Origin of the sequence: Blastopirellula retiformator (assembly GCF_007859755.1) — a bacterium.
Lineage (GTDB): Bacteria > Planctomycetota > Planctomycetia > Pirellulales > Pirellulaceae > Blastopirellula > Blastopirellula retiformator.
Window position 1 is genome coordinate 352,334 of sequence record NZ_SJPF01000006.1, and the last position, 25,508, is coordinate 377,841.

The 25,508-nt window shown below is 59.6% G+C and carries 18 protein-coding genes and 1 tRNA gene; 7 read left to right on the forward strand and 12 right to left on the reverse strand.

Features of this window, described 5'->3' with window-relative positions; translation table 11 throughout:
* The first annotated feature begins 113 nt into the window (after nt 1-113).
* Together Enr8_RS23345 and Enr8_RS26330 are read left to right on the forward strand one after the other, a co-directional pair.
* A complete protein-coding gene (locus Enr8_RS23345) occupies nt 114-1,364 on the forward strand; it encodes a flotillin family protein (protein WP_246120222.1) in 1,251 nt (416 codons plus the stop codon).
* The gene (locus Enr8_RS26330) at nt 1,264-1,761 is read left to right on the forward strand and encodes a flotillin family protein (protein ID WP_246120223.1); all 498 of its coding nucleotides are present in this window, start codon (nt 1,264-1,266) and stop codon (nt 1,759-1,761) included. Before Enr8_RS23345 ends, Enr8_RS26330 begins: the two co-directional genes overlap by 101 nt.
* Nucleotides 1,762-1,889: 128 nt before the next feature.
* Here Enr8_RS26330 and Enr8_RS23350 read toward each other — a convergent pair whose 3' ends face one another.
* Complete coding sequence (locus tag Enr8_RS23350; protein ID WP_261342484.1) at nt 1,890-3,257, reverse strand: tetratricopeptide repeat protein; 1,368 nt, start codon at nt 3,255-3,257, stop codon at nt 1,890-1,892.
* A gap of 235 nt (nt 3,258-3,492) precedes the next feature.
* On the opposite strand from Enr8_RS23350, the gene Enr8_RS23355 reads away from it, so the two are divergent.
* The 3 genes from Enr8_RS23355 to Enr8_RS23365 all read left to right on the forward strand — a co-directional run bounded on the left by Enr8_RS23355 (nt 3,493) and on the right by Enr8_RS23365 (nt 7,082).
* Nucleotides 3,493-4,710 (forward strand): DEAD/DEAH box helicase, encoded by a 1,218-nt coding sequence (locus tag Enr8_RS23355; protein WP_246120224.1) that lies wholly within the window; start codon nt 3,493-3,495, stop codon nt 4,708-4,710.
* A 171-nt stretch (nt 4,711-4,881) separates the two neighbouring features.
* Complete coding sequence (locus Enr8_RS23360; protein ID WP_146436392.1) at nt 4,882-5,946, forward strand: DUF932 domain-containing protein; 1,065 nt, start codon at nt 4,882-4,884, stop codon at nt 5,944-5,946.
* A gap of 116 nt (nt 5,947-6,062) precedes the next feature.
* Nucleotides 6,063-7,082, forward strand: a complete 1,020-nt coding sequence (locus tag Enr8_RS23365) for a helix-turn-helix transcriptional regulator (protein ID WP_146436394.1) — start codon at nt 6,063-6,065, stop codon at nt 7,080-7,082.
* On the opposite strand, the gene Enr8_RS23370 is transcribed toward Enr8_RS23365, so the two are convergent.
* From Enr8_RS23370 to Enr8_RS23420, 11 genes are all read right to left on the reverse strand, one after another.
* Nucleotides 7,067-7,489, reverse strand: coding sequence for a gamma-glutamylcyclotransferase family protein (locus Enr8_RS23370; protein WP_146436396.1), 423 nt, complete (start codon nt 7,487-7,489; stop codon nt 7,067-7,069). The two genes, Enr8_RS23365 and Enr8_RS23370, sit on opposite strands and share 16 nt — an antisense overlap.
* Complete coding sequence (locus Enr8_RS23375) at nt 7,489-11,007, reverse strand: AAA family ATPase (protein ID WP_186767832.1); 3,519 nt, start codon at nt 11,005-11,007, stop codon at nt 7,489-7,491. Before Enr8_RS23375 ends, Enr8_RS23370 begins: the two co-directional genes overlap by 1 nt.
* Nucleotides 11,004-12,263: a metallophosphoesterase family protein gene (locus tag Enr8_RS23380; RefSeq protein WP_146436400.1), complete on the reverse strand. Its 1,260-nt coding sequence runs from the start codon at nt 12,261-12,263 to the stop codon at nt 11,004-11,006. Before Enr8_RS23380 ends, Enr8_RS23375 begins: the two co-directional genes overlap by 4 nt.
* On the reverse strand, nt 12,260-15,382 hold the full coding sequence (locus Enr8_RS23385; RefSeq protein ID WP_146436402.1) for a UvrD-helicase domain-containing protein: 3,123 nt from the start codon (nt 15,380-15,382) through the stop codon (nt 12,260-12,262). The genes Enr8_RS23380 and Enr8_RS23385 overlap by 4 nt, the downstream gene beginning before the upstream one ends.
* The gene (locus tag Enr8_RS23390) at nt 15,379-18,195 is read right to left on the reverse strand and encodes a PD-(D/E)XK nuclease family protein (protein ID WP_146436404.1); all 2,817 of its coding nucleotides are present in this window, start codon (nt 18,193-18,195) and stop codon (nt 15,379-15,381) included. Before Enr8_RS23390 ends, Enr8_RS23385 begins: the two co-directional genes overlap by 4 nt.
* A gap of 148 nt (nt 18,196-18,343) precedes the next feature.
* Nucleotides 18,344-19,540 carry a glycosyltransferase gene (locus Enr8_RS23395; protein ID WP_146436406.1) on the reverse strand — a complete coding sequence of 399 codons (1,197 nt, stop codon included), beginning with the start codon at nt 19,538-19,540 and terminating at the stop codon, nt 18,344-18,346.
* Between the two features lie 258 nt (nt 19,541-19,798).
* Entirely contained in the window at nt 19,799-21,556 is a 1,758-nt protein-coding gene (locus tag Enr8_RS23400) for an Nramp family divalent metal transporter (RefSeq protein WP_246120225.1), read from the reverse strand.
* Between the two features lie 130 nt (nt 21,557-21,686).
* The gene (locus tag Enr8_RS23405) at nt 21,687-21,941 is read right to left on the reverse strand and encodes a hypothetical protein (RefSeq protein WP_146436409.1); all 255 of its coding nucleotides are present in this window, start codon (nt 21,939-21,941) and stop codon (nt 21,687-21,689) included.
* A gap of 147 nt (nt 21,942-22,088) precedes the next feature.
* Nucleotides 22,089-22,817 carry a hypothetical protein gene (locus Enr8_RS23410; RefSeq protein WP_146436411.1) on the reverse strand — a complete coding sequence of 243 codons (729 nt, stop codon included), beginning with the start codon at nt 22,815-22,817 and terminating at the stop codon, nt 22,089-22,091.
* Nucleotides 22,818-22,926: 109 nt separating this feature from the next.
* Complete coding sequence (locus Enr8_RS23415) at nt 22,927-23,691, reverse strand: NTP transferase domain-containing protein (RefSeq protein WP_146436413.1); 765 nt, start codon at nt 23,689-23,691, stop codon at nt 22,927-22,929.
* Between the two features lie 103 nt (nt 23,692-23,794).
* Entirely contained in the window at nt 23,795-24,475 is a 681-nt protein-coding gene (locus tag Enr8_RS23420) for an HAD family hydrolase (RefSeq protein ID WP_146436415.1), read from the reverse strand.
* Between the two features lie 178 nt (nt 24,476-24,653).
* On the opposite strand from Enr8_RS23420, the gene Enr8_RS23425 reads away from it, so the two are divergent.
* Nucleotides 24,654-24,735 (forward strand) — tRNA-Leu (locus tag Enr8_RS23425).
* Between the two features lie 336 nt (nt 24,736-25,071).
* Complete coding sequence (locus Enr8_RS23430) at nt 25,072-25,365, forward strand: hypothetical protein (protein WP_146436417.1); 294 nt, start codon at nt 25,072-25,074, stop codon at nt 25,363-25,365.
* The last annotated feature ends 143 nt before the right edge of the window (nt 25,366-25,508 follow it).

The following is a 25,508-nucleotide window of genomic DNA, read 5'->3' on the forward strand; positions in this document are numbered from 1 at the left end:
CAAACCAACCCTTTGCGTCCCTAAATCCTTTGCGGTCGCGATACGCGCCCGCTTAGCACAACGTACATCTAGTAAGGCACGAAGTTCACCCCCAAAGAACCGGATCGACCATCATGCTAACTCACTTTCCACTGGTACTCGGCCAAATGCTCGGCAGCACGATGATTTGGACGCTTGTCGGCGTCGGCATCTTCGTCATGTTCCTCTTCTCGATGATGATCTTCATCGCGAAACAGTACAAACGCTGCCCGTCGAACCGCGTGCTGGTCATCTACGGTCGCACCGGCAAAGGGAGCGCTGCAAAAACCATTCACGGCGGCGCCTCGCTGGTCGTGCCGCTGATCCAAGACTACGCCTATCTCAGCCTCGAGCCGATCCAGATCGACATCCCGCTCCGCGGCGCCCTGTCGTCCGAAAACATCCGCGTCAACGTTCCCAGCTGCTTCACCGTCGCCATCGGCACGTCGCCCGGCGTGATGGACAACGCGGCGGTTCGCTTGCTCGGCTTGACCGTCGGCGAAATTCGTAAGCAGGCGGAAGAATTGATCTTCGGTCAGCTTCGCCAGGTGATCGCGTCGATGCGGATTGAAGAAATCAACCGCGACCGCGACAAGCTGCTCGAACACATCCAGTCGTCGCTCGAACCGGAACTGAACAAGATCGGCCTGATCCTGATCAACGTGAACATCACCGACATCACCGACGAGTCGGGCTACATCGACGCCATCGGCCAGAAGGCGGCCTCGCTGGCGATTCAAAATGCCCGCGGTGACGTCGCCGAAAACTTGAAGATGGGTGAAATCCGCGTCGCCGAAGCCGACAAACAAAAGTTGATCTCGGTCGCCCTGGCTAACAAAGAGCAAGTGATCGGTACCCGCGAAGCGGAACGCGACCAAGCGATCCGCGTCGCCGACATGCAGAAAGAACAAACGATCGGCGAACGAGCCGCCGAGTACGAACGGGAAGCGAAGGTCAAAGACGCCGAGCGCGAAAAACGCGTTCGCATCGCGGAGGCGGACGCGACCGCGATCGAAGGCGAAAACTTGTCGAGCGCCAAAATCGCCGCGTCGCAAGCCGCCCTGGCGGTGAAGCGCGCCGAAGCCTACCAAACCGGCCGGCGAAACCCGCAAGAAAGAGGCGGAAGCGGCGGTGCTGGAAGCCCAAAACCGCGCGATGGCCAAAGCGGCGATCGCCGAAGCGGAACGGGTCGAAGCCGAGAAGCGGGCCTTGCTCGAAGCTCCGGCAAAGGCCGAAAAGGCGAAGATGGAAGTCGACGCGTCGGCCGAAGCGGCCAAACGCCGCATCCTGGCTCAGGCCGAAGCCGACGCGATCTACGCCAAGCTCGAAGCGGAAGCCCGCGGTGAATACGAGAAGCTGGCCAAGAAGGGTGAAGGTCTCAAGCAGATCGTCGCTGCGTGCGGCAGCTCGAAAGAAGCGTTCCAGATGTTGCTCTTGGAACACCTCGACAACCTGGCCGAATCGTCCGCCAAGGCGATCTCGAACATCAAGTTCGACAAGGTGGTTGTCTGGGAAGGTGGCGGCAATGGCAAAGATGGCCGCAGCAGCACCGCCGACTGGCTCTCGGGCATGTCGAAAACCTTGCCCCCGATGATGCAAGTCCTGAAAGACATCGGCGGCGTCGAACTGCCCGAAGCCTTGATCCGCTACAGCGAAGAAGGCCCCGAAAGCCTAGCCAAGACCGAGTCGAACGGCTCGGTCGCTACGGCCGAAAAGCCGGACGACGACGAGGAAGAGGCGTAATCGCCAACAGAAATCAAAAACGCCGCCGCGAGTCAATTCGCCGCGGCGTTTTTTTGTGCGCATTGGCCAAACATTAGCCCGCAGCGCGAACGAGGGAATGCGGTGGCAAGCGATCTCGCAGGATAATATCACTCCCCAGAGTCCGCCGAACTCTCACTCGTTTCCTCCGCCGTAGTCTCGTCGCCGATCGTCGCTATCCGGCGGCACCAACCAATCACCACCAGCCAACCGATGGCGTTTTCGACCAAACCTGCTTGCCACGTCTCGACGCCGAAATCGATTACAAACACGAAGAACGCGAGACACATCGCCAGCATGACGACGCAAAGCGCGATTCTCGCGGATTGAGACGCCACCTTGGGCTGCTCGACCAGTACGTATTGCGCAACCGCCAGATAGACATAGGCGGCGGTCAGCGCAATCCCAAAGATCGAGCCATCGCCGGCTGCGATTCCCCAAGCCGCGACGCTCCAGATTCCTAGCAGCGCCAAACCAAGCAGCCGTAGAGGTACCCTTTTCCAGCGTGGGTACTGCGTCATCAGCGACTGTGTCGGAAACAACGCACAGGTAAGCGGGATAATCACAACGTCCGAAATGAGGTACGTTGGCACGAGCGGGGCGATGCTGAGGGTCCACGCAACCCAATCCATCTCTCTCCAGCAGAAATAGGCGATGCAATACGCGATGAGTAGCCAAGACATCAGCACGTAGGTGGTTGTCTGCGTCAGGAGCCACTTCAGGCCGTTCACATACAGGCGGACGCTGACGGCCCACCATTCAAACGGCGAGGCGTTTCTCGGCAGACTGACCTCGTCTAATTTCGCCAGTTTCTCCTGGGCATCCGAATCGACGGGGCAAATCCGCAGCGTTTCTAGGTACCGTGCTCGCGCATGTTCCCGCAGTCCCAGGGACGAATAACAAACGCCCATAAAGTAATGGGCGTCCGACTCTTCCGCGTTGTACCGAAGCGCCTCTCGCAGTACGCCAAGCGCCTCCTGGTACTTGCCCAGCGATATGAGCGTGCGTCCCTTCAGTAACAAGGCGCCGCTGGCGGTAGGCTGCAGCTCTAGCGCCTTGTCGGCATGCCGACTCGCCGGCTCCGGCTTTTTTAGTCGCAGATACGTCCGCGCCATCCGGTCGTGGGCGACGTACGATTCGGGCGAGAATTGCAGCGCTGTCTGAAGCGATTCGTGGGCCGATTCATACTGCTCCGCATTGAAAAAGCAGATCCCGAGATTGAGATGAAAGTCGCATCGATCCGGCTGCAACGCGACCGCTATTCGGCCGTGCTCAATCGCCTCGTCGTACCTATCCATTCGCGAGAAGCAATACCCCAGCTTGGCGTGTGCCCGGGGATTTTCTGGTTCGATCGCGATCCACCTGAGCAGCTCTTGGAGAGCTTCTGCGTATCGTCCCATATCCAAGAGCAACTGGCTGCGTTGCGCGAACCGATCGGACGGATTCCGCGGCGGTCGTTTCTCGGGCAAATCGTTCACAAAGCAAGCAGGCCCCGGCCGGACTAGGTAACGCGATCGGCTGCCGCCAAACGTCTCAGAATGCCTATTCAACCATTCTAGCCGCCGCGCGGAGGACTAGTAGAGATGGGGATCCGAAAAAAAATTTCTAGACCGGGACCAATCGTGTCACAGGCCTGGGCGATGATCTCTCCTGTCGCGACGAGGCGACCGCAAGAAGTGCAACCCAAGCCCCTCGGCGAAAAGGAAATTTCCCATGATCAAGCACGAAGCTCTCCTCTCCCCTGCTCCGCTGTACGATGACGTCCTTTCGGCCCCGGCCGCGCCGTTTGACGATAGCTGCTTGGACGACCTGTTCGAGGGGGCCTTGGTCGATCCTCGTCCTTATCAGCTGCGGATCGCCTCGAAGGCGATTTCGGCCTTTGAGCAACATCGGGCCGATCCATTCGCCGAACTCTCCGCTTCGGCCGCGTCGGTGTTGGTCGAAAGTCCGACCGGCAGCGGCAAGACGGTCATGGGGCTTGGAATCGCCCAGTGGATGCAAAAGCACTATGGGCTGAGCATCGGCTGGGTCGCCATGCGGCGGAATCTGCTGCAGCAAGCCCAGGAAGAGAACCTGCGGCGGGGCTTTGACGTCAAGCTAGAACTGATCTCGATGTTCGACAAGAATCCTCCCAAGGTCGACATGCTGATCGTCGACGAAGCCCAGCACGACGCCGCTAGCAGCATGGCGAATCTCCACTGCTCGGTTCGCCCGCAGTACATCCTAGGACTGACCGCCACGCCGTTTCGCAGCGATCGGGTCAAGCTGTGCTTTGACACGGTGATCAAAGACGCCGGCATTCACCAGCTGATTCAAGACGACTACCTGAGTCGCTTCCATCACTTCACCATTCCGGAATACACGCCGGAAGCGGTCGCAGAGCACTATGCTCGTAGCCCGCAGCACTGGGGCAAGTCGATCATGTTTTTCCATCGCCGCCAGCAATGCGACGCCGCCCAGCTCGCTTTGGCCGGATATGGCATCCGCAGCGAAGTGGTCACCGCCACCAGCGATCGCGAGCGGCAGTTGGCCGACTTCATCGCCGGGCGTACCCAGGTGCTGATCAATATGTCGATCTTGACCGAAGGTTTCGACTGCCCGGATCTGCAAACCGTTTTCTGCCGTCCTTCGAGCCGGGCCTGCACAATTCAAATGTGCGGCCGCGTCTTCCGCAAACATGCGGCCCATCCCTTCAAGCAAGTGGTGCAGTGCCGCAACACGCCGCATCCGATTTTGAAAACGGCGTCAGCCGCCGAGCAATACGTCTGGAACGGCGAAGGCTGGCGAAGTCTGAAGATGAACCGCGAGATCAACAAGATCAGCAGCCGCACCCGGCAACTAATCGCCGGCGCCGAAGTGAAACTGCCCAAAGTGGTCGCCGCCGCCCGCACGTCGAAACCGTTCTGGCAACAGGTTCGCGAACGGTTTTAGGTAGAAACCATGGCGCCATGCTCTTACGACGTCTTCGGCGGAAGAGCATGCCTTGGTCCTGCTGTTGTGTCTCGAAGACATGCTCTTCTCGCGAAGACGCGACAAGAACATGCCACCAAAAAATCAATCAACGCGTTCAAATCCTTTCACCCATGCATGGGAGACGACACGATGAAATGGAACTTCGAATACGGATATGCCCGAATCAAAGATTTTCAGGTCGCCGCCGAGCGTGACATGCGCAGCGGCAAGGTCCATGTGAAGTCGATCGACTTGCATGGCGAACAGCTGACGCCGACGCCGCGGTTTTGGCGGTCGATGTTTCAGCGGTTCGGGTTCTCGGAAAGCGTGTTTCGCTACTTCGATCATGGCGAAGTTTTTCAGCGGATCGCGGCCCGCACGCCGAGCGATGCGATCCGCTTCTGCGTCGAGCGTTCGCCGCAAGGGAAAAGCCGCCTGCTGTCGGTCAGCAATCCGAAACGTCCCGTCATCTCGCATGACGAAGTGATGGACCTGGTCGATCGTTACGAAGGGGGCGACGTTGGCTACGCCGACGGTCTGATCACCAGCACGCATCGTCCTCGCAGCGGCGACTGCACGTTTGAGATCGGCGGCGATCATTTCAAACATCGCTTTGTGATGGAGACGCCGATCGACGGCTTCAGCCAACCCCGGATCTTCCTCTCATTCTTGCGGATGGTTTGCTCCAATGGCGCCATCGGCTACAGCCGTGCCTTTCGCAGCGATGTCAGCCTGGGAAAGGATATCGGGCATTGCATCAGCCGGGCGCTCGACAGCTACGACAATGGCGAAGGGTACGCGGCGCTACGGCAGCGATTTGAAAGCGCGCAGACTTCGTGGGCATCGCTGCACGAATGCAATTCGCTGTATAAGATCTTGTGCAAGTTTGAGCGAGGCAAGTCGATCTCGGCCGAGAACGTGATGCCCGACTTCCACAAAATGACCGGACGCCTGCACGAGTTGTACGGGATGGCGAATCTCGATGCCCTCAGCGAAAAACGCCAGCGAATTTTGCCGGCCCGCTGCCGCATTTACGACCTGGTCAATTTCGCCAGCGAAGTCGCCACGCATCATGCCGAAGCGGACGCCAGTCGTAGCCTGCAGGCCTACATCGGCAGTCTGATCTCGGACGAGTACGACATGGAAGGAACGGCGGTCGATTCGACCGAATTCGCCGATTTGCTCCTCTCCGAATCGAGCGCCGCGCTGAATTAGTCGTGCGACCGTTGCCGAGCGGGGTGGCGGCGGGTTACACTGCCAATCGAGCGGCGATCTTCGCCGCAGACGCGCGGTGCGATTCTCCCCCTTCGTTCACGGAAGAACCTGATCCGGTGGCACGCAACGAACAGCTGATTCGACAGCACAAAATCTTGCAGATTCTCGAACCCTCGCGGTACGGCTATCTGCTGGAGGAAATCCGCGACGATCTGGTTACCCAGTTGGGCCTGACGTCGCTGCATGTGCGAACCGTCCGCCGCGATCTGGAAGCTTTGCAAGCGGCCGGCGTCGACGTCGACAGTCACGAATCGCCCCGCGGTCGCGTCTGGAAGATGGGCTCTGGCGCCCGAGGGATGCACAAGATCAACGCCTCGGCGACCGAACTGATCGCCTTGTCGCTGGGTCGCGATCTAATGTTGCCGCTGGCCGGCACTCCCTTCTGGATCGGCATCGAATCGTTCTGGAACAAGATTCAGGAAGAGCTGCCTGGGTCGATCTGGGATCACTACCACAAGTACCGTCAGGTGCTGCACGTTAGCGGCATCACCCCCAAGTCGTACAAGGAGCAAGAAGGCGTTCTGAAAACGATCAACCGGGCGATCCAGCAACATCGCGTCGTGCAGATCTCGTATCAAACGCTCGGCCAGCCAATGCCCAAGCAGCGTGAGATCGAACCATACGGCGTGGTGCTGTATCAATCGAGCATCTACATTGTCGCGGCGGCCCGCGAAGTCGAAGATCCGGAAAGCCGGGTACGCCACTGGAAGCTTGACCGCTTCAAAAAGGCGGAGGCGCTTGACGACTACTTCAAACCACCGAAAGACTTCGACCTCGAACAGCACTTGGCCCAGTCGATCGGCATCTTCGCCTCGGAAAAGCCGCAGAACTTTAAGATCCGGATCAGCAGCTTCGCCGCCGCCTGGGTTCGCGAAGATCCATGGCATCCGGAACAGAAAATCGAACCGCAAGAAGATGGCAGCGTGATCCTGACCGTCAAAGCGGCCAACGACCTGGAAATCATCCCGCGGGTCTTGGCGCTAGGACCTGAAGCGGAAGTGTTGTCCCCCGCCTCGTGCCGCAAAGCGGTCGCTGAGCGAGTCAAACGCTTGGCCGAGATCTACAAGATCGACTGAAATCTTCCGCCGGCCGGCTTCCAGTTCACAATGCCTTGCTCATCGGGCAAGATCCGCATCTCTTCGGTCAACGGATCGGTCTGAGCGCAAATGTACGCGGTGGCGGAAATCGCCTGGCCGTCGAACGTCTCGCAGTCGAACGGTTCTCGCAGATAAAGCCGCGGGTAGTCTTCAACCTCGTCCAGCACCTCAAGCACCCGCTGAATGTCGCGATGCTTGAAGATCCAAAGCTCTCCCTGCACGCGATCTTCGCCGCGTACCAGACCAGGATATTCTCCGAGTTCGTAGAGCCGGCCTTGGGTGAACGCGGTCACCACGGTCAACGGGCGAGCGGGCCACAATTTTTCCCGTTCTTCGCCACGTTTGAGCGTGCCGTAGGCGAACATCGCTGCGATTTCGTTAGCCATCAGTTGAACAGCGTGGGGGTTTGCGATTTTTTGCGTTTACGATTTTTGGGGGCCGGCGGCGACGTGGCGATTGGCGCGTCGCCAAGCGACAAGACGGGGATTGAGCTGGAGATGCCTTGCGCCTTTTCGACCATCGTCTGGTGGCAGGTCAGAAACAAGATCTGCACCCGGGGGTCAAAGTCGTGCAGCACCGCCAAGGTGCGGCGCTGTCGCTCGTCATCGAAGTTGACCAGAATGTCGTCCATCACCACCGGCAACGGTTCGCTGCCGCTGGCGTAGCTTTCGATATAGGCGAGCCGAATCGAGAGATAGAGTTGCTCCCGCGTGCCGGTGCTCAGTTCTTCGGCGGTCTTCGGTTTCCCTTCGCGGGGAATCACCATCAAGGTGCCGACCTCGTCCAATTGTCGCTCGATCCCTTGGTACTGCCCAGCGGTCATCTCGCGGAAGATCCGCCCGACCGCGTCGAGCATGTCTCCCTGCGTCTTCGCCCGATGTTTGGCGACTGCTCGGTCGACCAGCGCCCGGGCCAACACCAGCGGAGCGTATTGGTCGACCTTCTCTTGCAGCTCTCCCTTTAAGCTTTCCAGTTCCGACGCAATCGCGATCGACTTGTCGGAACCTTCCAGCGACTCTTGCTGCTGGCGGGTGCGGCCGAGCGACTCCTTCACCTCGTCCAGTTGCTCATGCAGGCGAGCCGATTCCGCTTCGCTCTCTTGCCGCTCTAGCAACACCTGATCGAGATCCGCTGCGGCGAGCGCTTCCTCAAATGCGGACACTTCTTCCGATTGCCGAATGCCAGTCAGCTGCGCTTGCAGCGTCCGGCGTTCGGTTTCCAAGTCGGCCAGCCGGCGGGCCCTGTGGGTCGCTTCTTCCAGACCGTCGTCATCGGCGACGCCAGAAGCTTCTCGCCAGGCGGCCAACTGCGTTTGGATCGTCTCTTGCTGCGCCGCACACTCGGCGATCTGTTGCCGCAACCGCGATAATTGCTTTTCGGCGTGCGACTTCTGCTGCCGAGCCGCTACGACATCCTTCAACCGCCGATCAAGCTCGATCGCCTGGTTCTCGGCCGACAGATCGCTGGGCGGTAGTCCAGCCGCTTCCCAACAGGCGGCGACCTCCGCTTCAAACGCGGCGATCCCTTGCTGCATGTCGGTAACGCGGGTCTGCAAACTGGCGGCGGAATCGCGCATGCCGCGGACCGAGTCGATCCGCGACAGCAGATCGATGATAATCTGGGCGTCAGAGGAACCCAAATCAGGCGCCGCGGCCAACAGCGTGCGAATCGTCTCCATCGCCGCCAACTGACGCTGTTTCAATTGGCCGCACGCGTCGATCGCCGTGTCACGATCAGCAGCCAACTTCTTCGCTTCGGCGGTGGCCTGGGCGTGTTGGTTTCGTTGCTGTTCGTCCGCGGCAGCCGCTTTCTGCAGCGCGTCGACGGCCGCGGCGATGTCGGCGTCCACAGCGATCTCAGGCAGCGCCGCCGCGATCTGCGCCGCCAACGATTGGTTGGCGGTCGTCATGTCGGCCAGGGACGTTTCGAGCTCGGCGATCCGATCTTCCATTTCCCGCCATCGCCGGAACTTGTCGCACCAAGCGAGCATCTCCTTCGGCGACAGCGGCGCGACTTGTAGTTCGCTCCAAAGTGCGATCCACTCCTCGCGCAGCGTCTGTTGCTGCCGCTCGGCCGTTTGCGCCGCGGCGCCAGCGCGTTCGATCCGGCGCTGCGTCAAATCGCGGTCATCCGACAGCTTGTCCCGGCTCGCTAGCAGCTCCGCTTGTTTCTGGCGCCGATCAGCCAACGCATCCGGCGCTTTCAATAGCTGCTCAAACTCGGCCAGCTTTTCGGCGTCGGGTTTCTGGGCGCCCAGGGAATTTCGAAGTTCGTCCCAGGCGGCGTCGCGAGCCTGGCGGGCCTGTTGCAACTGCTCGGGCGAAACCAGCGCATGTCGCTGATCAAGCAACTCAATCTTCGCCTCTAGATCCGCGAGCGACTCCAGTTCGCTGGCGAGCCGCGCGGCCGCTTCGCCTTGCTTTCGTTCCGCCTGTTGCAGCTCGTCGGCAAAGCGTTCGATCTCCCCATCGGCTGGCAGCAGCGAAACAGTGACGTCGTCATAGCCCGGGATCGTGGCGACGCTATTCTTCAGCGGTTTCGCCGACATCAGCTGCTGCTGAAAATCGCGGCGGAGGTCGGCTTCTCGTTCGGTTCGTCGACTCCAGGTCGTCGCTTCTCGCAATAGCGGAGCGAAATCAACTTTGCTCGGCGGCGGCAGTTCGCTCAGGCGCTGTTCGGCTCGCTCGCACTGCCCAGCCAGCCGCTGCACGTCTTGCTCGTAGACCTTCAGCTGACTACGCAGATCGCTTTCGACAGCGGCGGCTTGTTCGACTTCCTTCCGCTGCGGATGCGACAGGGCGAACTGCGACAACGTGGCGACGCTCCACTCGGGATGCAGCTCGCGCATCGCCTGATCGGCATCGGCCAATGCGGCCGCTTGCTCTTGTTGCCGTAGCGGAATGTGGCTGCGAAAGTTTTGAATTTCGGAGACGGTACGGACCAGCCGCTGGATCGTCTCCTCTTGCAGCAGCAGTTCTTTGCTGATCGCGGCGGCGCTTTCGGCCTGCTCTTTGGTCAGCAGTTCCAATTGCGAACGATACCGCGACAACTCTTCCTCCAGCGACTGTAGACGCGTCCGCTGGTACTCGAACTTTTCGATTGCTTCCCGCGGCGGCTGCTTATCGCCGGTCAGCGCGGCGATCTGCTCGCTCAACTGCGAGAGCTCACGCCAAACGGGATACGCTTTTTCGATTCGCTCCAGGTGCCGCAGACGCAGAAACGCCGCTTCGTGCCGCTTGTAGAGTTGATCCCGACGCTCAATCAACTGATCAATCTGGCGTAGCTTCTCATCGTATTGCGCCGGTCGCAGCGGAGCGCTACGCAACCGCGTCCGGGCCTCCCGCAATTGCGACAATAGCTCGTTGATTCGCGGTTTGCGACCAGTCGGCAAAAAGAGGGCGCTGCTTTCGGTCTCCAGCGTTTTCTTGAGCGTCTGCAATTGGCCAAGTCCGCCCAGACTGCCGCCGTACAGCGCTTCGTCCAAACTGGCCGCCTTCAGGCCCGCTTCGCCCGAAGCGAGTTCGGAAAGCGAAAAACCAAACAGTTGCTCGTAGGCAGGCTGCTCGATGCCGCCTAGCAGACTTGTCCAGGTTGTTTCGTCAAACGTCTCTTCGCTGCCGCTGAACAGCCCGGTCAGCGCCGACTTGGTCGACTTGGTTCGGCGAAACTGCAACTGGCGACCGTCGGACAGCGAAGCGCCCACTTCGACCGCCATCTTGCCGCCATCGACAAAGGCGTACGGATTGCGCACCTTGAAGCCGAAGATCGCCTCGCGGATCAGCTGCAGCAGCGTCGACTTGCCTGCTTCGTTGGGGCCATAGATGATCTGCAACCGGTCGCCAAAGTCGAAGCGGCGATCGGCAAAGACTCCAAAATTCTCAGCTTGAATCGCTTGAATCTTCACGCGGCGCCCTCCAGTCCGGTCAGCACAATTTGCTCGGCGGCGGAAAGCCACTCGTCCATCCGTTCGCTCGTTTCCCGCTGGTCGCTAAGATCGGCCTGGGCGGCGCCCAGCTTTTCAAACAACGATTTCAGCTCGGACGATAGTGCGGCCAGGCTCTCCGGATCTTGCCGCAACAGCTCCACCTCGCGGGCTAGCTCGCCCAGCAAATCAGCCTCGCCGCGCGAGAGCGGCGCCCGCTCGGCGGTGGTGCGGATCTTGACCTTTTCGATGCACAGGTCATCGCTGATCGCCGCCGCGGCGTCGCGGATCCGGCCGATCCAATTGCCTTGCTTCAGCGGATCGTTCAGCTCGGCGTGAAGTTGACAGCTGCCGGTCAACCGAACCCGGGCGACCGTAAACCGCCCGTCGTTGCTCTCGTGCGCCGACGAAAGCGCATCTCGAATTTGTTCGTCCAACTGCTGAGCGTCGGCCTCGGTCGGTACCGCGATTTCGACTTCGCTGAACCGCAGCACGTCGGTCGGTTCAAAACGAACTTCTGCGAGCTGTCCATCGGTCACCGTACCGACCAGGCAGCCTTTGGCGCCTTGTTCGCGAATGTGGCGACCTTGCGTGTTGCCGCTGTAGGCGACGTAAGGATGTTCGCACAGCGGCGCCGCTTCGCGCAGATGAATATGTCCCAGCGCCCAGTAGTCATAACCTTTGCTCCGAAGGGTGTCGATCGTCGTCGGGGCGTACGGGTCGTGCTCGTCATAGCCTTGCAAACTGGTATGCAACATGCCGACATTGAAATAGCCGGAGAGCGCCGCCGGATATCCAGCCGCCAAATCCTCGAGCACATCGGGCCGGGCGAAACCACGGCCGTGGATCGCCGCCTGAATATCATCGAGCTGGATCGTCTCCGCCTTCTTCGCCGACAGTTCGCTAACATTGTCGGGCCAGCGAATCGACTTCTGCAGCTTGCTCTCGGCATCGTGGTTTCCACGAATGTAGAAGACGCGAATTCCCTGCGTCTCTAACCGGCGAAACTGGGCGATCGTCCACTGTCCGGTCCGCATGTCTTGCCACTGGCCATCGAACAAGTCGCCGGCGATCAAGACGAACGCCACCTCTTCGCGGATCGCCAGTTCCACGACATTTTCAAACGCGGTGCGAGTCGCCAACCGGACTCGCTGCATCATCGCCGGGTCGATCTTGCCCAACCCTTGCAGCGGGCTATCGATATGCAAATCGGCCGCATGAATAAATCGAAAGCTCATGATTTGACCTCCACAACAGCGTCGACCGAGGCGAAGTAGAGATGCCCCGACACCGCTTTGTCCGGCAGTTTCCACATTTGCTGCACCGCACGGCGATATGCGTTGACCTGGGGACGATAGAAGGCCGCTTTGTCAGCCAGGGCTTCGGTTTCTTCCGCCGCCAGACGATCGGTCTTAAAGTCGATCACGTCAGCCGCCACCACTTCGTCTCCTTCTTTCCACAGCACGAGTCGGTCGATGGAACCATTCTGGATTCCCCCTTCGACCGCAATCGCAAAGGTTTGCTCCTGACGAACCTCCGCCGTCGCCGCTGCCGATACGCCTGCCGGACGCCGCGTCGTCTGCTGACCGAGCAGTTGCTGCAGATTCGGCTGATCGATAATCTTGCGAAACCGCGACAACAAGTGGTCAACGTTCAGCGCGTCGCCAACAATTGCGCGAGCGACCGTGCCGAAACCTTGCTCATCCAGTTCAAAATTGTCGAGCCACTCGATTCGCTCCAGCCAGGCATGCGTCACCGAGCCGACCAAACGTCCAGTCGAATCGGACGTTTGCAGCAGGTTGGCGACTTTCAATCGCGGCCCCCCTTCTAGCTTCGACGGCGGCAACGCTTCGCCCCGCTGCCGTTTGACGGGCGCCATGGCGATTGGCAAGCGACGGGCGATTGTCTGCGTACGATGCGCGCTCGGCATGTCGGCCGACGCCAAATGGGCGTTCCACTCGGCGTCTCCCATTTGGTAGACCACTTCGTTGGCTTGCGGTTGGCGGTTCACTTCGAGCGCTTCGGTCAGTAACCCAGCCATCGTTCGCGGCGGGTTTTTCTCTTTGGCGGTTGGCGGTTTGATCACAATGTGCATCGCATGCACCGCGCGGGTGATCGCCACGTATAGCACGCATAACTCTTCGACCGCTTGCTGCGAGCTAGAGCTAGTGAACATGCGCTGAAGTCGCGGCGGCAACACCTTTTGAACGTCTTTGTTGGCGTACCGCACAATGCCGGTCACCGGGGCGAGCGGCGCCGAGCGTTCGATCACAAAACTGGGCGGATGCCCCGGAAACTTCTGATCCAAATCCAGCAGCACCACGACGTCAAACTGCAACCCTTTCGCCTGGTGAATGGTCATCACCCGCACGGCCGAAGCCTGGGGATCGGCGACTCGCTGCGTTTCGACGAACTCGATAAAGTCGCTGGTTCGCAGCGTCGATTTGCGTTGGTAGCCGTGCGCCAGGCGAACCAGTTGTTCGATCCGTCGCCGTTCGCGCGAATTGCCAATCTCGGCCAACGTGCGAGACCAACGCCGCAACGTCGCCCCGTATCCGTCGACCAGAATCTCGCCACGTAGCTGCTGCGCCAGTTGCGACGCACGCTGCGAGCCCATGTGCGGCTTCAGGCCGATCACCTCGGCCAGCGGACTGTTTCGCACATGGAACCGGGCGACCGTATCGGCCGGATGATCGATCCACTGCAAGAGAGACATCATCAGCTGGACCGACGCGGAGTCAGTCAGCGTGCCCCCTCCTTCTTCGCTCGCAGTGACGCCTCGCTGACGCAGCTCGAAAATCATCTTCCGCACGGCCGAGTTGGTGCGGACCAACACGCCAACTTCACTGCCGGGCGAGTTCTCCAAACTGCGGCAGACTCGTTCGGCGGCGGCGATGAAGAGCGTCTCGTTGCTCGGATCGCCATCTTTGTCATACGGCGCCGTTTCCACGCTGACGTAGCCAGGCAAGTTTGTCTTGGCGGTCGAGTGATCCGCGAAGAGCGTCTGCCAACGTTTAACGCCCGCTTCGTACCGATCGAGCCCCGGGTGGCGATGCAGGTTGCGGGCCACCAGATTCACAAAGTCGATCACTACCGGCGACGAGCGAAAGCTGACCTTCAGTTCCGCTTCGTCCAGTTCCCCCAGTTCGGAAACGACTTCTTCAAAGATCTCGGCCACGCCGCCGCGCCAACCGTAGATCGCTTGCTTTACGTCGCCCACGCAAAAAAAGCTCCCTTGCGGCTGCGTCGTGACGCGACGCGCAACCGGCCGCAAGACGCTCCACTGGGCCGGCGACGTATCTTGAAACTCATCCAGCAGCAGGTGATTGATGTGCCCGTCTAGACGATAGGCGACGCGGGTCGGCGTGTCGGCGTTGGCCTGACGCGACAGAAAGCGAGTGACGTCGTCGAAGCGGTAGGCCTGCGATTGAAACTTCAAGCGGCGATAAATCGCATCGAACCGCTCGAGCAATTGAAACGCCCCTTCGGTCTGCCGCACCAGCAGGTTGTAAGGTTCGCAGGCCGCGGCGTCGATCAACGTTTGATAGGCGCAAGCGACATCGGCCGGGATCTCGGCCCGGTAATACATCAGGTCAGCTTCAATGACCTTCTTCGCCAGGCCTTTTTCAAGGAAACCGCCGAAGTCTCCCTCGTCAAACCGACTGAGATCTTCGTTACGGGCCTTGGTCATTCGCTTGTCGAGCGGCGCCTCGAGCAGCAGTTTTTTTGCCGCGTCAATCTCTTGCCGCTTCGGCGGCTGGCGGGTCTTGAGCGCCGTCCAAACTTCCCCAGGGGTTTCCTGAAACAGCCCATACAACTGGCTAGCCGCGTCCAGCATCAGTTGGCTAACGCCGCGGGTCGTTTCCCCTTTGCTCATCAGGTGCACGATCTCGAGCACCAGCTTCGCTTCGTGCTCGCGGAGCAGTTCTTCGATCGCGTTGACGCGCAGTTCCGAGTCGTCGACTTCGTCGGCAATCGACCATCCAGGCGGAAAGCCCATCTCAAAGCTGAAGCACTGCGCGACCTGGATGAAGAAACTATCGAGCGTCTGTACCCGCAGGCGATGCAGTTGCCGCGTCAACTCGCGCAGCGTGGCGATGCAGGCATCCTGAGTGACCGGCGCCGCCTCGATAAAGTTGTTCAGCTCGGCCAGCTTGTGGGGATCGCGAGCCGCTTCGGCCAGGCGAATCATGATCCGGTCGAGGATTTCGCCCGCCGCTTTGCGGGTAAAGGTGGTCGCCAAGATCTCGGCCGGCGCGTCACCGGTCGCCAATACGCCCAAAAAGCGATTCGACAGCTGGAACGTTTTCCCGGAACCGGCCGAAGCCCGGATCAGGCGATGTTGGAACGTTCTCATTGAGCCACCTCCTCTTCGGTCGCCAGGGGAACCCAGCGTCCCAACACGCCATCCTGACAGATCCGCGAGAACTCGTCGTTGTTCTGTCCCACATCGGACGGGGGCCAAAACTCGCCATTGCGAATGCGACGGACCACCTCGGCGATCACTCCTTCGGCCTGATCAAAATCGGCATCTTCCCAGGCGGCGGCACGATAGCGGGTATCTTCGCGCTTGGCCGGCAAGGTAAAGTAGCCGACTTCCACGTGCGGACCGATCCCCAATTCGCGAGCAATCAAGCGATAGAAGGGTAGCTGCACGTTGAACCAATCGCGCTCCTCAAACTTCCCTTTGTGATGATCGGTCTCCGGCTTCTTGGCGGTGTCGCCGGTCTTGTAGTCGACCACGGCCCAGCGATTGGTATCGGGATGGTGATCGATCCGGTCGATCCGCCCTTTCAGCCGAACCGGCACATCGTCGACCATTAAGATTGGCTCATGCTCGGCGTTTTCGGTTTCGGTCCGCACAATTTTCCAGCCTTCTTCGGCGCGACGGGCCTGCGCGGTCGCAAACCATTGCAAGCGAAGTCGCAACTGCTCGACCTGGATCCGAACCGCCGGCAGCACGCGAGCGCCAAACCTCTCTTTCACCAGGGTACTTAGGGCTTGCTCTAAAAAGTCGCGGATCGCCTTCTCATCGATCGAGTTCCGCAGCTCGCTGCGGCCAAACGCCTCGAGACTGTCATGCGCCAAGTTGCCGAACTGGGCGGCGTCGAGCTCTCGGGCACTGTCGGAATACGACCGCAGCCGCAAGATTTTTTCGAGGTAGTAGCGATACGGACAGTAAAGATAGCGGCGAATATCGCTGGCTGTGATCTTCTCGACCTGGTACGGCCCGGGCTCTGGCAGCGGGATCTCGATCGCCTGACCGAAGAGTTCGGCTTCTCCTTCCAGGAACGAGACCGCCGAGTTCTTGATCGGTTCGGGATCGCCGAACATTCGCTCCACCGCCGCCGGCAACGCCGCGTCGTCGCACCCAAACAACAACCGACTGGGCGCCAGCGGATCTCCGGCCGAGGTTCGTTTCGCGACGATCACGTCCAGATCTTGGCGACTGTTCAGTAGCAATTCAAAGGCATAGGCGTCACGCGCAAGCCGACGTGCGTTGTCTTCAATGCCCAAACGTTCTCGCAGCGAGTTCGGCAGAAACAAGTCGGCGTTCGCCGAGCTTGGCGTAAGTCCGTCATTGAAACTGGTCAGGATCAACGCCGGAGCGTCTTGCAACGGAAGTTCGAGCCAACCGAGCAGTTCGATCACGCCGTCACGCGGCTCTTCCGGCACCAGGTCGCCGCGAAGCAGTCGCAACAAGATGTCGATCGCTTCGCTGGCCGACAGCAGCGGTTGCAGCGTGTCGGGGATTTCTTCCCAGGTCGCCATCGCGTTCTCGATCGACTCAATCGGCAAGTAGATCGCGCGGTAGTCGACGCTGCTCGGCGTCAGCTGACGATCGCCATAGATCGATTGCAGCAGTTGACTGATCGGTTGCCGCCATTGCAACAGCGGACAAACAGGCTGCGAAAGCGGCATCGCCAGCTGATCCATCTGGGCCATTAAGTCGGCAATCGTTTCGCCTTCCAGTTCACTCGCTTCGAGCGCATCGCGCAGGTGTTCGCCAAAGAAGAGATCGAGCGTTTCGAGCGGATCACGTTCCGACTCCATCATCCGCCAAACGTCAGGATGCCGCAGCGCCTCGGCCAGCGACGCAAAGCTGCGGCGGCGGAGATAGTCGGAAAAGGTGCGCAGCGCGCGGCAAGGCAGGGTTTCTACCACCGGGGATCCAGGACCAAAGCGACTATCAAGCTCGTGCGCGGCCAGCCGTTGTTTCAGTTCCGGCACTAGCGCTTCGTCCGGCACGCCGATTACGACGTCTTCCGGAGCGTAACGTCCGCCGTAGTTGGCCAGACAGGCAACCGCTTGTTCCGATTGATCGGCGGGCCCTTCGACCAGGTAAACGCGCTTCGTATCGACGGCGGGGCGACGATCCGACCAGGCGTCCGGCTTTATGCAACCATGCCCATCAAACGCACCTGCTAGTTCTTCCGGCGCGGCGATCAAAGCCGAGACTACAGCGCCATGGGCAACCGCCTGATCAAGCATCGACCGCAACGTCTGGTTCAAGTCGACCGTCCCGATCAACACCAGATGCCGATCGCAGCGGCATTCGTCGTATTGCAGAGCAAACAGCCGGGCAGTCTCTTTATCCCAGACGCCGACCCGATCGAGCCGGTTGAGATAATCTTGCTGCAATTGGGCGAGCGTCCGCCACCGCTCGACTTCGGCGAACTCCGGCATCTCCATCGCCCGCTTGGCGACGGCGGCGAAGTCAAGCTTCTCGCTCGCCAACTCGCGGTGGGTCTTGCGAATGATTTCGCCATACTCGCGCCACTGCGACAGATCGTCGGACGATGGCGGATGCGGAATCAGGTGCTTTCGCTGCTGCGAATTGAAGAGCCGCAACGTCTCGGCCCAGGCCAATTGCTGCGTCAACTGACTGGCGAACGGCCGCTTTTGCTCGTACAGCAGTTCCGGCGTTTGCCCGACGCCGCACAACATGGGGGGAACCAGCGAGAGCCCTTCGCTCTCGGCTCGCTCGACCAACAGATCGCGCAGTCGACGCCCTGCTTGGGCGCCCGGCAGAATCAGTGCGTATTCGCTTAGATCGATTAGCGGTCCGTCGCGACGAGCCAGCCCGGCCAGGTGATCCGCGGCAGTTACGAGCGCAGGGCGATCCCAGCCCAGAAAAAATCGCGCTAAGTCGTTTGGTCGTCCTGACATGGCTCGCCTTTGCTCGGGAAAAGCTCAACATACCCGCCGAAGCCGGCAGGGAAAAGCCGCAGGAGCTTTTCCCGAGGGTCGAGTGTAGAGACCGCGTGTGACACGTTGGGTCACGCGCAGCGAGCAAATCGCGAGAGAATGGCGGATTTTAGCCGAGCAGTTCGTCGTAGACGGCGGCAGTTCCGCTGGCCATGCTCCGGTCCGAGAAAGCTTCCCGCTGCCGCAGAAGAGCCGCCTGACGCAGTGAGAGCCAATCGACCTGGCCCGACACAACCGACGAAATTTTCTGCGTCAAATCGTCGGCATCGGCGGGAATGGCCAGCAAACCGTCGACGCCTGACTGGATCGCCTCGCAGGCGCCTTCGACGTCGGAGGCGATTACCGGTACGCCGGCCGCCATCGCTTCCAACACCACCATCGGCAATCCCTCGCCAAACAGACTGGGCAAGACAAACAAGTCCATCTGAAACAGTTCGGCGTTCACATCCTGGGTGAAGCCGACCCAGTCGATCGCCGCTTGCAAGTCCAGCTTGGCGACCAAGGCCATGATCTCACGCTCGTACTCCGGCGTCTCGAATGGCCCGACCGCTCGCAGGCGGACATCGTGACCGGCGCTGCGCAAGTTGGCGAGCGCCTGCAGCAAGACTTCGATACCTTTCCGCGGACGAAACAGAGCGACGCAGCCAACCGTCCAAGTCCCTTGAGACGCTTCGCGCGCCGGGACCTCTTCCAGGGGCGGCACGCCATTGTGCACAACGCGAACTTTCTCGGCCGGCACATGCAGCGACGCCAAGTGACGACTCAGGCTATTGGAAACGGTGATCAAGCGAGCCGCTTGGAACATCGCCCACGACTCGACCTGTTGATTCACCCAATTGGTAAACCGCCGCGTCGAGTCGCGCGAGGTCGGGCTGTGAACATGATAGACGAACTGCGCATCGCAAGATCGCGCCGCCAACATCGCCAGCAGCGCGGTCCGCGGCGTGTGTGCGTGAATGATTTTGTAGCCATGCTCTTGCACCAAGCGCACGACGTCGCGCGAACGCCACAGATCGAACCGATGCCGCATCGCCAGTTCAAATACCTGGCAATCTTGTGCACGGCGCGACGTGGCGAACTTCCCCGGTTTGACGCAGGCAAAGTCGGCATGATAACCGAACTCCGGCAGACGCAGCCCCAGCAGATCTTGCACGCGCTCGGCGCCCGAATAGTGCTCGCCATTGATCAGGTGCAACACCTTTTTCAGGCCAGTTTCGGTTTGCGGCGCAGCAGCCGACTTCGATACGGGGGGAACATATGCGCTCGACGAAATGTCAGTGGAATGCGAACCTGTATGGCCGTCCATTGCGAATCTTTCGGGGGAGAAAATAAGCGTCCACCGAAATATAGAATCCCGGCAGCGCGGCGCAGGAGGATTCTCGCGAATGTCCGGTTGTAGCGATTAACAGTCCGTTGATTTTCTCGACGGACTGCGTGATCGCACGGATGCGCTCGCAAAATAACGACGTAAGTCGTTATTTTGCGAGCCGCGAAGAGCTATGTTCTGAGCCTGGCGAGGTTGGAAAATGCCACGATGGCATTATTCAACAGGCAGTTAAGCAGGCTATTGCCACAAGCTGGCGATGTTGTTGATCAGCTCCGGCGTCTTGGCGTAGGCCAAGTACCCGCCGGCGACCAGCATTCCCAAGGCCGACAGCCAGAGACAAACGTCCCACGCCAGCCCCGGGGCGATCCGTTTGTCACAGTGGTAATAGCGGAAGTAGAGCGCCGCCGCCGAGAGCATCGGCAACATGATCGCCTGCATCATGCCGCTGAAGATGACCAGGATCGTTGGATGGGGATAGACGATGTAGATCACCACGCAAAGTAGCGGAAAGAACCCACACAAGAACTTCACGCCCGATCGATAGGTCGCATCCCCCTGCCCGAGCATGCCAAAGATCTGCAAACCGTCGGCATTCACCCGAGCATGACAGGCGTTCGCCACAAAGAACGTGGAATACAGAACCGCAACGGCGCCAAACAAAAAGATCGGCGGCGCGTAGGCGCCGAATACCGGCTCATACATCACGCTGAGCGAACGGATCATCTCGGAGCTTTCCGGAATCAAATGAATCCGCCCCAAAATCGCCGCTCCCAGCAAGTAGAAGGCGAGCGTCGCAAAGGTGTAAACGATCATCGAACACCACGCGTCGCACCGCATCACTTTCATCCAGCCGGCGGCTCGCTCGCCCCAGCCGACCGAATCATCACGCGGACCGGTAAACCGGGCGTACCCTTTCTCCAGGCACCAATAGGGATAGGCGATCAACTCCGTCGCGCCGACGCCAATAATGCCGAAGGTCGCCAGCGCCGTCATCAATGGCGAAACGCCAATCGCCTCCGACGCTGGAGTAAACCGGAAGCTGAGCCCCCGCATGAATTCCTGAGGCGTCACCGCCCAGTCGGGATTCAGTTGCAGCGCCAGCAGATTGCCAACCGTCACCAGCGTGAACGAGGCGACCAAGGTGGTCGAAATCGATTCGATGAACTTGTAGTGCCCAACCAGCAACAAGATGGCGGTCACGATCCCTAAGACGGCGGCCCAGATCTCATCGTCAATCGGCTCGATATTTTTCTGGATCGCTTTCCGCTGGTCCTTCATCTCCGCAAGTCCGTTGCGCAGGACACCCGCTTCCTCGGCAGTGAGATCAGGGGAAGCCAACTGCGTGTTCGCCTGGTGAATTCCCAGCCGCAGCGCGAGATAGCGGTCGCCTTGTTCGTCCAAGTCGTCTTGCAACGAGGCGAGCGCCGCTTGCTGAGCCGCTTCTTCTTCGGCATTGCCGCGTTCGGCCGCTCGCGTGATCAAGGTTTCGGTCACGCGGATCCGCGTTTGCAGATCGCCAAACTCGTTGTAGTAGCGGCCTTTCTCGGTCAGCGGCAGCCCCATCTGCATTGCCTGACCAACTCCGCCGACGATACCACCCAGCTGCGCGATACTGGCGGCGGTCATGATGAACCAATAGATCATCAGCCAATTAACCCGCGCCGGCGTTACCAGGCGGTAAGAGATGGCCGGGCCGGGAACTTCGTTCATCCCATGCAGCGCCGTCTTGCCGCTATAGATGGTGTAGCGGCCGAACTCGACCTGGACGAAGACCTTGATTACGCAGCCGATCAAAATCAGCCACAGCAGCCAGAAGCCTGCTTCGGCGCCTGCCTTGGTGGTGGCGATTAATTCGCCCGAGCCCACGATCGAACCAGCGACGATCAAGCCCGGCCCAATGCGGCGCAAGATTTCGCCAAGCGACGTGGGGGGCGTTTCGATCCGGAGCAGATCCTCTTCCAACTCGGAAGAAGTTTCAGGGAGTGAGGTACTCAAGCGGGGGCTGACTGATGGAGGGCGTGGTTCCAGAGGCGATCACCGCAGGCACAGAACTGCCGCGGGTGGGAACCTACGAGACTAACGCATCAACCCCGCGTTGGGAAGAATAAAATGCCGCACCTACACATTAAGGATGCGAACTTCCCACTTCATAGTATTCTTCGTCGTAATACGGCTCGGATTCGACCGTTTCCAGCACCGTCTGGCTCGTATCTTCGCTGCTGTACGAAACCGGGCTGAACGCCGAGCCGGCACGATGACCGTACGCGTGGGCTTCGTCGTAGACAGCGTAGCAATAGTCGTTGGGATGAGAGCACATCGTGCAACCGAGACCGGCGCTGATGGTCATCGAGGCCAACAAGAGTGCGAGCAATTTCTTCATTGCGTTAACTTCCACGAATCGAAACTAGCGAATCGAAGCGCATTCCAATGCGCCCGTACCCTCTCGATCGGCAAATTCCGATTGTGGAAATTAGAGAACTTATTCCGGTTGTACCGATTTTTTGGAAGATTCGGCGCCAGCATGCTGTTACGCCGACTGCCGATTGCCCCGTAGCGCCGCCCACGAGATCAAATCGGCCCAGGTCGGCAAAGACTCGCTGGCCGCCGCCGGCACTTTGCGGCCGATCGCTAGCGTCAGCCAGCCCGTTTTCGCAGCCGCCGCCAAACAGCGGGCGTCAGCACTTTGCAGCACGCAGACCGAATCGCCAATCTGCCCTCGCAGCCGCTGATAGGCGGCAATGGCGCCGGCGTCGCAGCCCAGCTCTCGCGTGGTGATGACCTGGTCAAACGCCTTCGCCCAGGCGTGTTCGCATGAATGCGGGGCGACAGTCTGCACGGTTTCCCACAGGGCGATCAATTGCACGTCGTAGCTGCTGATCCGCTCGAGAATGTGCAACACGTCGGGCGAGTATTTGCCGCCATACTCCAACTCGGGGAACTTGGGGGACGCGGCTCGCCACAATTCGTCGACGTGCCCGCCGCTTAGTCCCTTGCTGCAGAGATACTCTTTCATCGCATCCCAATAGGGACGCTCGCCGCGCCAGATCGCAGGGGCGAAATCGGCCGACCAAACGGCAAAGAACTCGGAAAAGTCGGCCTCGGGCCGGTCAGCGCCGATCAATTGAAATAGCCAACGCTGCCCGACGGTTGCGTCGAACAGGGTGTTTTTCGGGTCAACGACGATCGTTAAACGGCTTGCGAGCCCAGCGCCGGTCGAGACGATCCACTCGTCGGCGTACCCTTCTCCGTCTTCCATCGCGAGCGACTCCATTCGCCCCGTTGTGACAAAGTCGCCGGCCTTACTCAGCCTAGCGAAACTTTCAGGCTACTTCGCGGGACCCGCTTGGTGTGGGCGCCGAGAATTGTTATCCGATTTGATTCATCGTCTCCATTCGCTGACGCAGATGAGGCGTTTCGCGAATGAAGCGGACGACGTCTTGCCAATCGAGATCATAACAACGCATCGCATCCACGATCGCCAGCGAGTTCTCCCAGTCTTCTTCGCCGCTTACCGACAAGCGAACGTCGGCGCCTTCTAGCTGGGTGGGAACCGGCAGCAAATGTTGCGGAAACCAATCGGGGCGAGCCAAGATCGCGCGGCTGATATCATTTCGCTCCACCGCGTCTTCGACCACTTCATCCGCCTTGAGCACCGCTTTGGCGCGATACCATTCGGCGAACAGTCCCAGCGGCGAGTCGACCGCGGCGGCGCCATTTTTATAGCGATAGCCGACAATGTCGCACTTTTCAAACGTCGCGGCGGTGGTCAGCATGCGATCGATCAGCGCGGGATCGACAAACGGATGTTCGACCGGAATCCGCACGACGCCGCGGGGTTGATACTCTCGCAGCACGTCCGCCAAACGTCCGAGCGAATCTTGCTTGCGGCTGAAGTGTACCGGCGTATCGCTGGGGATCAGCGGCAACAGCGTCTTGGTATCGGCCTCTTCCGGCAAGACGACCATCACACCGTCGACGTGCGATTCTCCCACACGGCGAATCAGCCATTCGACAAGCGGCTTGCCGCCGATCATCCGTTGGGCCAGGCGAACAGGGGCGATGCGGTTGCGTCCGGTCGCTTGATCCTGATCCACGGAGTCGATTTGCAGAATGGCGAGATTGTTCAGCATTGCGACGTCCTTAAAACTCTTTGCCGGCGAATTGGAGAGAAAGCGTCATTCGTTCGACTAATGTAACACCCCCTGGAAAAATGGGTCAAGAGAAACTGAACGCCTAGATTTCTCGTGGTATTCCTAGGGCTTCATAAATTCGCGGATCCTCCAGCGTGTCGGCGACGAACCGCGCGCCGGAGAAATCATGATGGCGACTATGATCCCCGGGCGTCGCCACCACATACGCGCCGGCGGCGATCGCCGCGCGACTGCCGGTATGACTATCCTCAAGCACCAACATGCGGTCTGGCGCAACTCCCATTTTCTCGGCAGCTAGCAGATAGATCTCCGGATTTGGTTTTCCGTTTTCCACATCCGTGCCACACAGCAAGAATTTCAGGCGGGGCAAGATGTCATACGTCCCCAAGATCTTCTCGGCCATCGGACGTCCCGAGCTGGTCGCAACGCCTTTCGGCAATTCCGCCGCTTCCAAGGCGGCCAGCAGCGTCATCAGGCCCGGCATCGGGGCAAGCTGCTCGTCGAGGATTTTCTCAAAGATCTGATCTGACTCTTCCGCCAGATTATCAGGCGTATCCTCCAGATGATGCCACTCGATCATGATGCGAAAGGCGTCGCGAGCCGGCCGCCCCATCATCGAATTGGTGAGTTCTTGCGTCAGTTCGTGCCCGCGCCTTTGCAGCAATTCGTACGATACTTGGGGGTATAAGAGTTCGGTGTTAAACATGAGGCCGTCCATGTCGAATACGACGGCATCAATGCTATTTTTTTCCCGTAGACCCATGTTCTTTTCCTGACGCCCATTCTAGAAGGATGCTTGGTAGCGACGGTCCGAAGTCGTCCATTGTCGAGATTATCCCTTTCAAACCTAGGGGAGCCTTCCCGCAGGCCGGAGTTGTGCCCAGGCGCGAGAATGCTAGAATTCAAAGCTTCCCTAGCGGCGAACGCCGTCGTTAGAGGATGGGGATGTGGCGAAATTGGCAGACGCGCTAGATTTAGGTTCTAGTTCCTCACGGAGTGCAGGTTCGATTCCTGTCATCCCCACTCAACGAATCCCTCTACATTCCGGCTGGCGACCGCTCAACAGCCCTCTTTTTTCGCCAAAAGAGGGGGCCGCGATCTCGGGCGTCGCTGACACCTATCGTTAAAACTACATCTTTTGAAGTGATCGATAGGCGCCTAGCGGCCCACATCTATCTGAGGGGTCGTCGCTATCTACCGAGGGGCGGTAGATAGCTGCATGCATATGCTTCATAATATGTGCTGTTAGAACGATACGTATAAGGCCGCTAGCCGCTCTTCGCTCACATCTCGCTTAGACCCCGGGCCAACTTATCTTCTCCTTCCTGACTTAAACATCAATCTGGAGCTTCCTTACTTATGGCCAAAAAAGCCGCCGCCAAAGTCAACAAAGCGAATGCCATTCGCAAATATAAGGCGGAGAATCCGTCGGCTGGTCCTTCCGCAGTTTCCGATGCGCTTAAGAAGCAACTGCCCGGCGTCACGCCGCAGTACGTCAGCACGATCCTGTCGATGGACAAGCGCAAAAACGGCGCGACCAAGACTGGCGCACTGACGGTCGACGACCTGATGAAAGCCAAAGAGTTCGTCGAGCATATCGGCGGCGTCTCCCGCGCGAAAGAAGCGCTCGAGAAGCTGGTTAAGCTGACGTAGTCAAAGCCGCCAGCCTATTGGCAAAGCCTAGCAGTCCGTTGATTTTCTCAACGGGCTGCTGGATCGCAGGGATGCGATCCCAAAATAGCGACGTAAGTCGTTATTTTGCTAGCCGCGAAGAGCTATGCTCTGAGCCTGGCGAG

Excerpts from the sequence above, each read along its gene's own strand:
- Enr8_RS23380 (WP_146436400.1), bottom strand. The coding sequence starts at position 12,263 with ATGAGCTTTCGATTTATTCATGCGGCCGATTTGCATATCGATAGCCCG.
- Enr8_RS23405 (WP_146436409.1), bottom strand. The coding sequence starts at position 21,941 with ATGAAGAAATTGCTCGCACTCTTGTTGGCCTCGATGACCATCAGCGCC.
- Enr8_RS23395 (WP_146436406.1), bottom strand. The coding sequence starts at position 19,540 with ATGGACGGCCATACAGGTTCGCATTCCACTGACATTTCGTCGAGCGCA.
- Enr8_RS26330 (WP_246120223.1), top strand. The coding sequence starts at position 1,264 with ATGGAAGTCGACGCGTCGGCCGAAGCGGCCAAACGCCGCATCCTGGCT.
- Enr8_RS23390 (WP_146436404.1), bottom strand. The coding sequence starts at position 18,195 with ATGTCAGGACGACCAAACGACTTAGCGCGATTTTTTCTGGGCTGGGAT.
- Enr8_RS23385 (WP_146436402.1), bottom strand. The coding sequence starts at position 15,382 with ATGAGAACGTTCCAACATCGCCTGATCCGGGCTTCGGCCGGTTCCGGG.
- Enr8_RS23420 (WP_146436415.1), bottom strand. The coding sequence starts at position 24,475 with ATGGGTCTACGGGAAAAAAATAGCATTGATGCCGTCGTATTCGACATG.
- Enr8_RS23415 (WP_146436413.1), bottom strand. The coding sequence starts at position 23,691 with ATGCTGAACAATCTCGCCATTCTGCAAATCGACTCCGTGGATCAGGAT.
- Enr8_RS23410 (WP_146436411.1), bottom strand. The coding sequence starts at position 22,817 with ATGGAAGACGGAGAAGGGTACGCCGACGAGTGGATCGTCTCGACCGGC.
- Enr8_RS23360 (WP_146436392.1), top strand. The coding sequence starts at position 4,882 with ATGAAATGGAACTTCGAATACGGATATGCCCGAATCAAAGATTTTCAG.
- Enr8_RS23430 (WP_146436417.1), top strand. The coding sequence starts at position 25,072 with ATGGCCAAAAAAGCCGCCGCCAAAGTCAACAAAGCGAATGCCATTCGC.
- Enr8_RS23370 (WP_146436396.1), bottom strand. The coding sequence starts at position 7,489 with ATGGCTAACGAAATCGCAGCGATGTTCGCCTACGGCACGCTCAAACGT.
- Enr8_RS23345 (WP_246120222.1), top strand. The coding sequence starts at position 114 with ATGCTAACTCACTTTCCACTGGTACTCGGCCAAATGCTCGGCAGCACG.
- Enr8_RS23355 (WP_246120224.1), top strand. The coding sequence starts at position 3,493 with ATGATCAAGCACGAAGCTCTCCTCTCCCCTGCTCCGCTGTACGATGAC.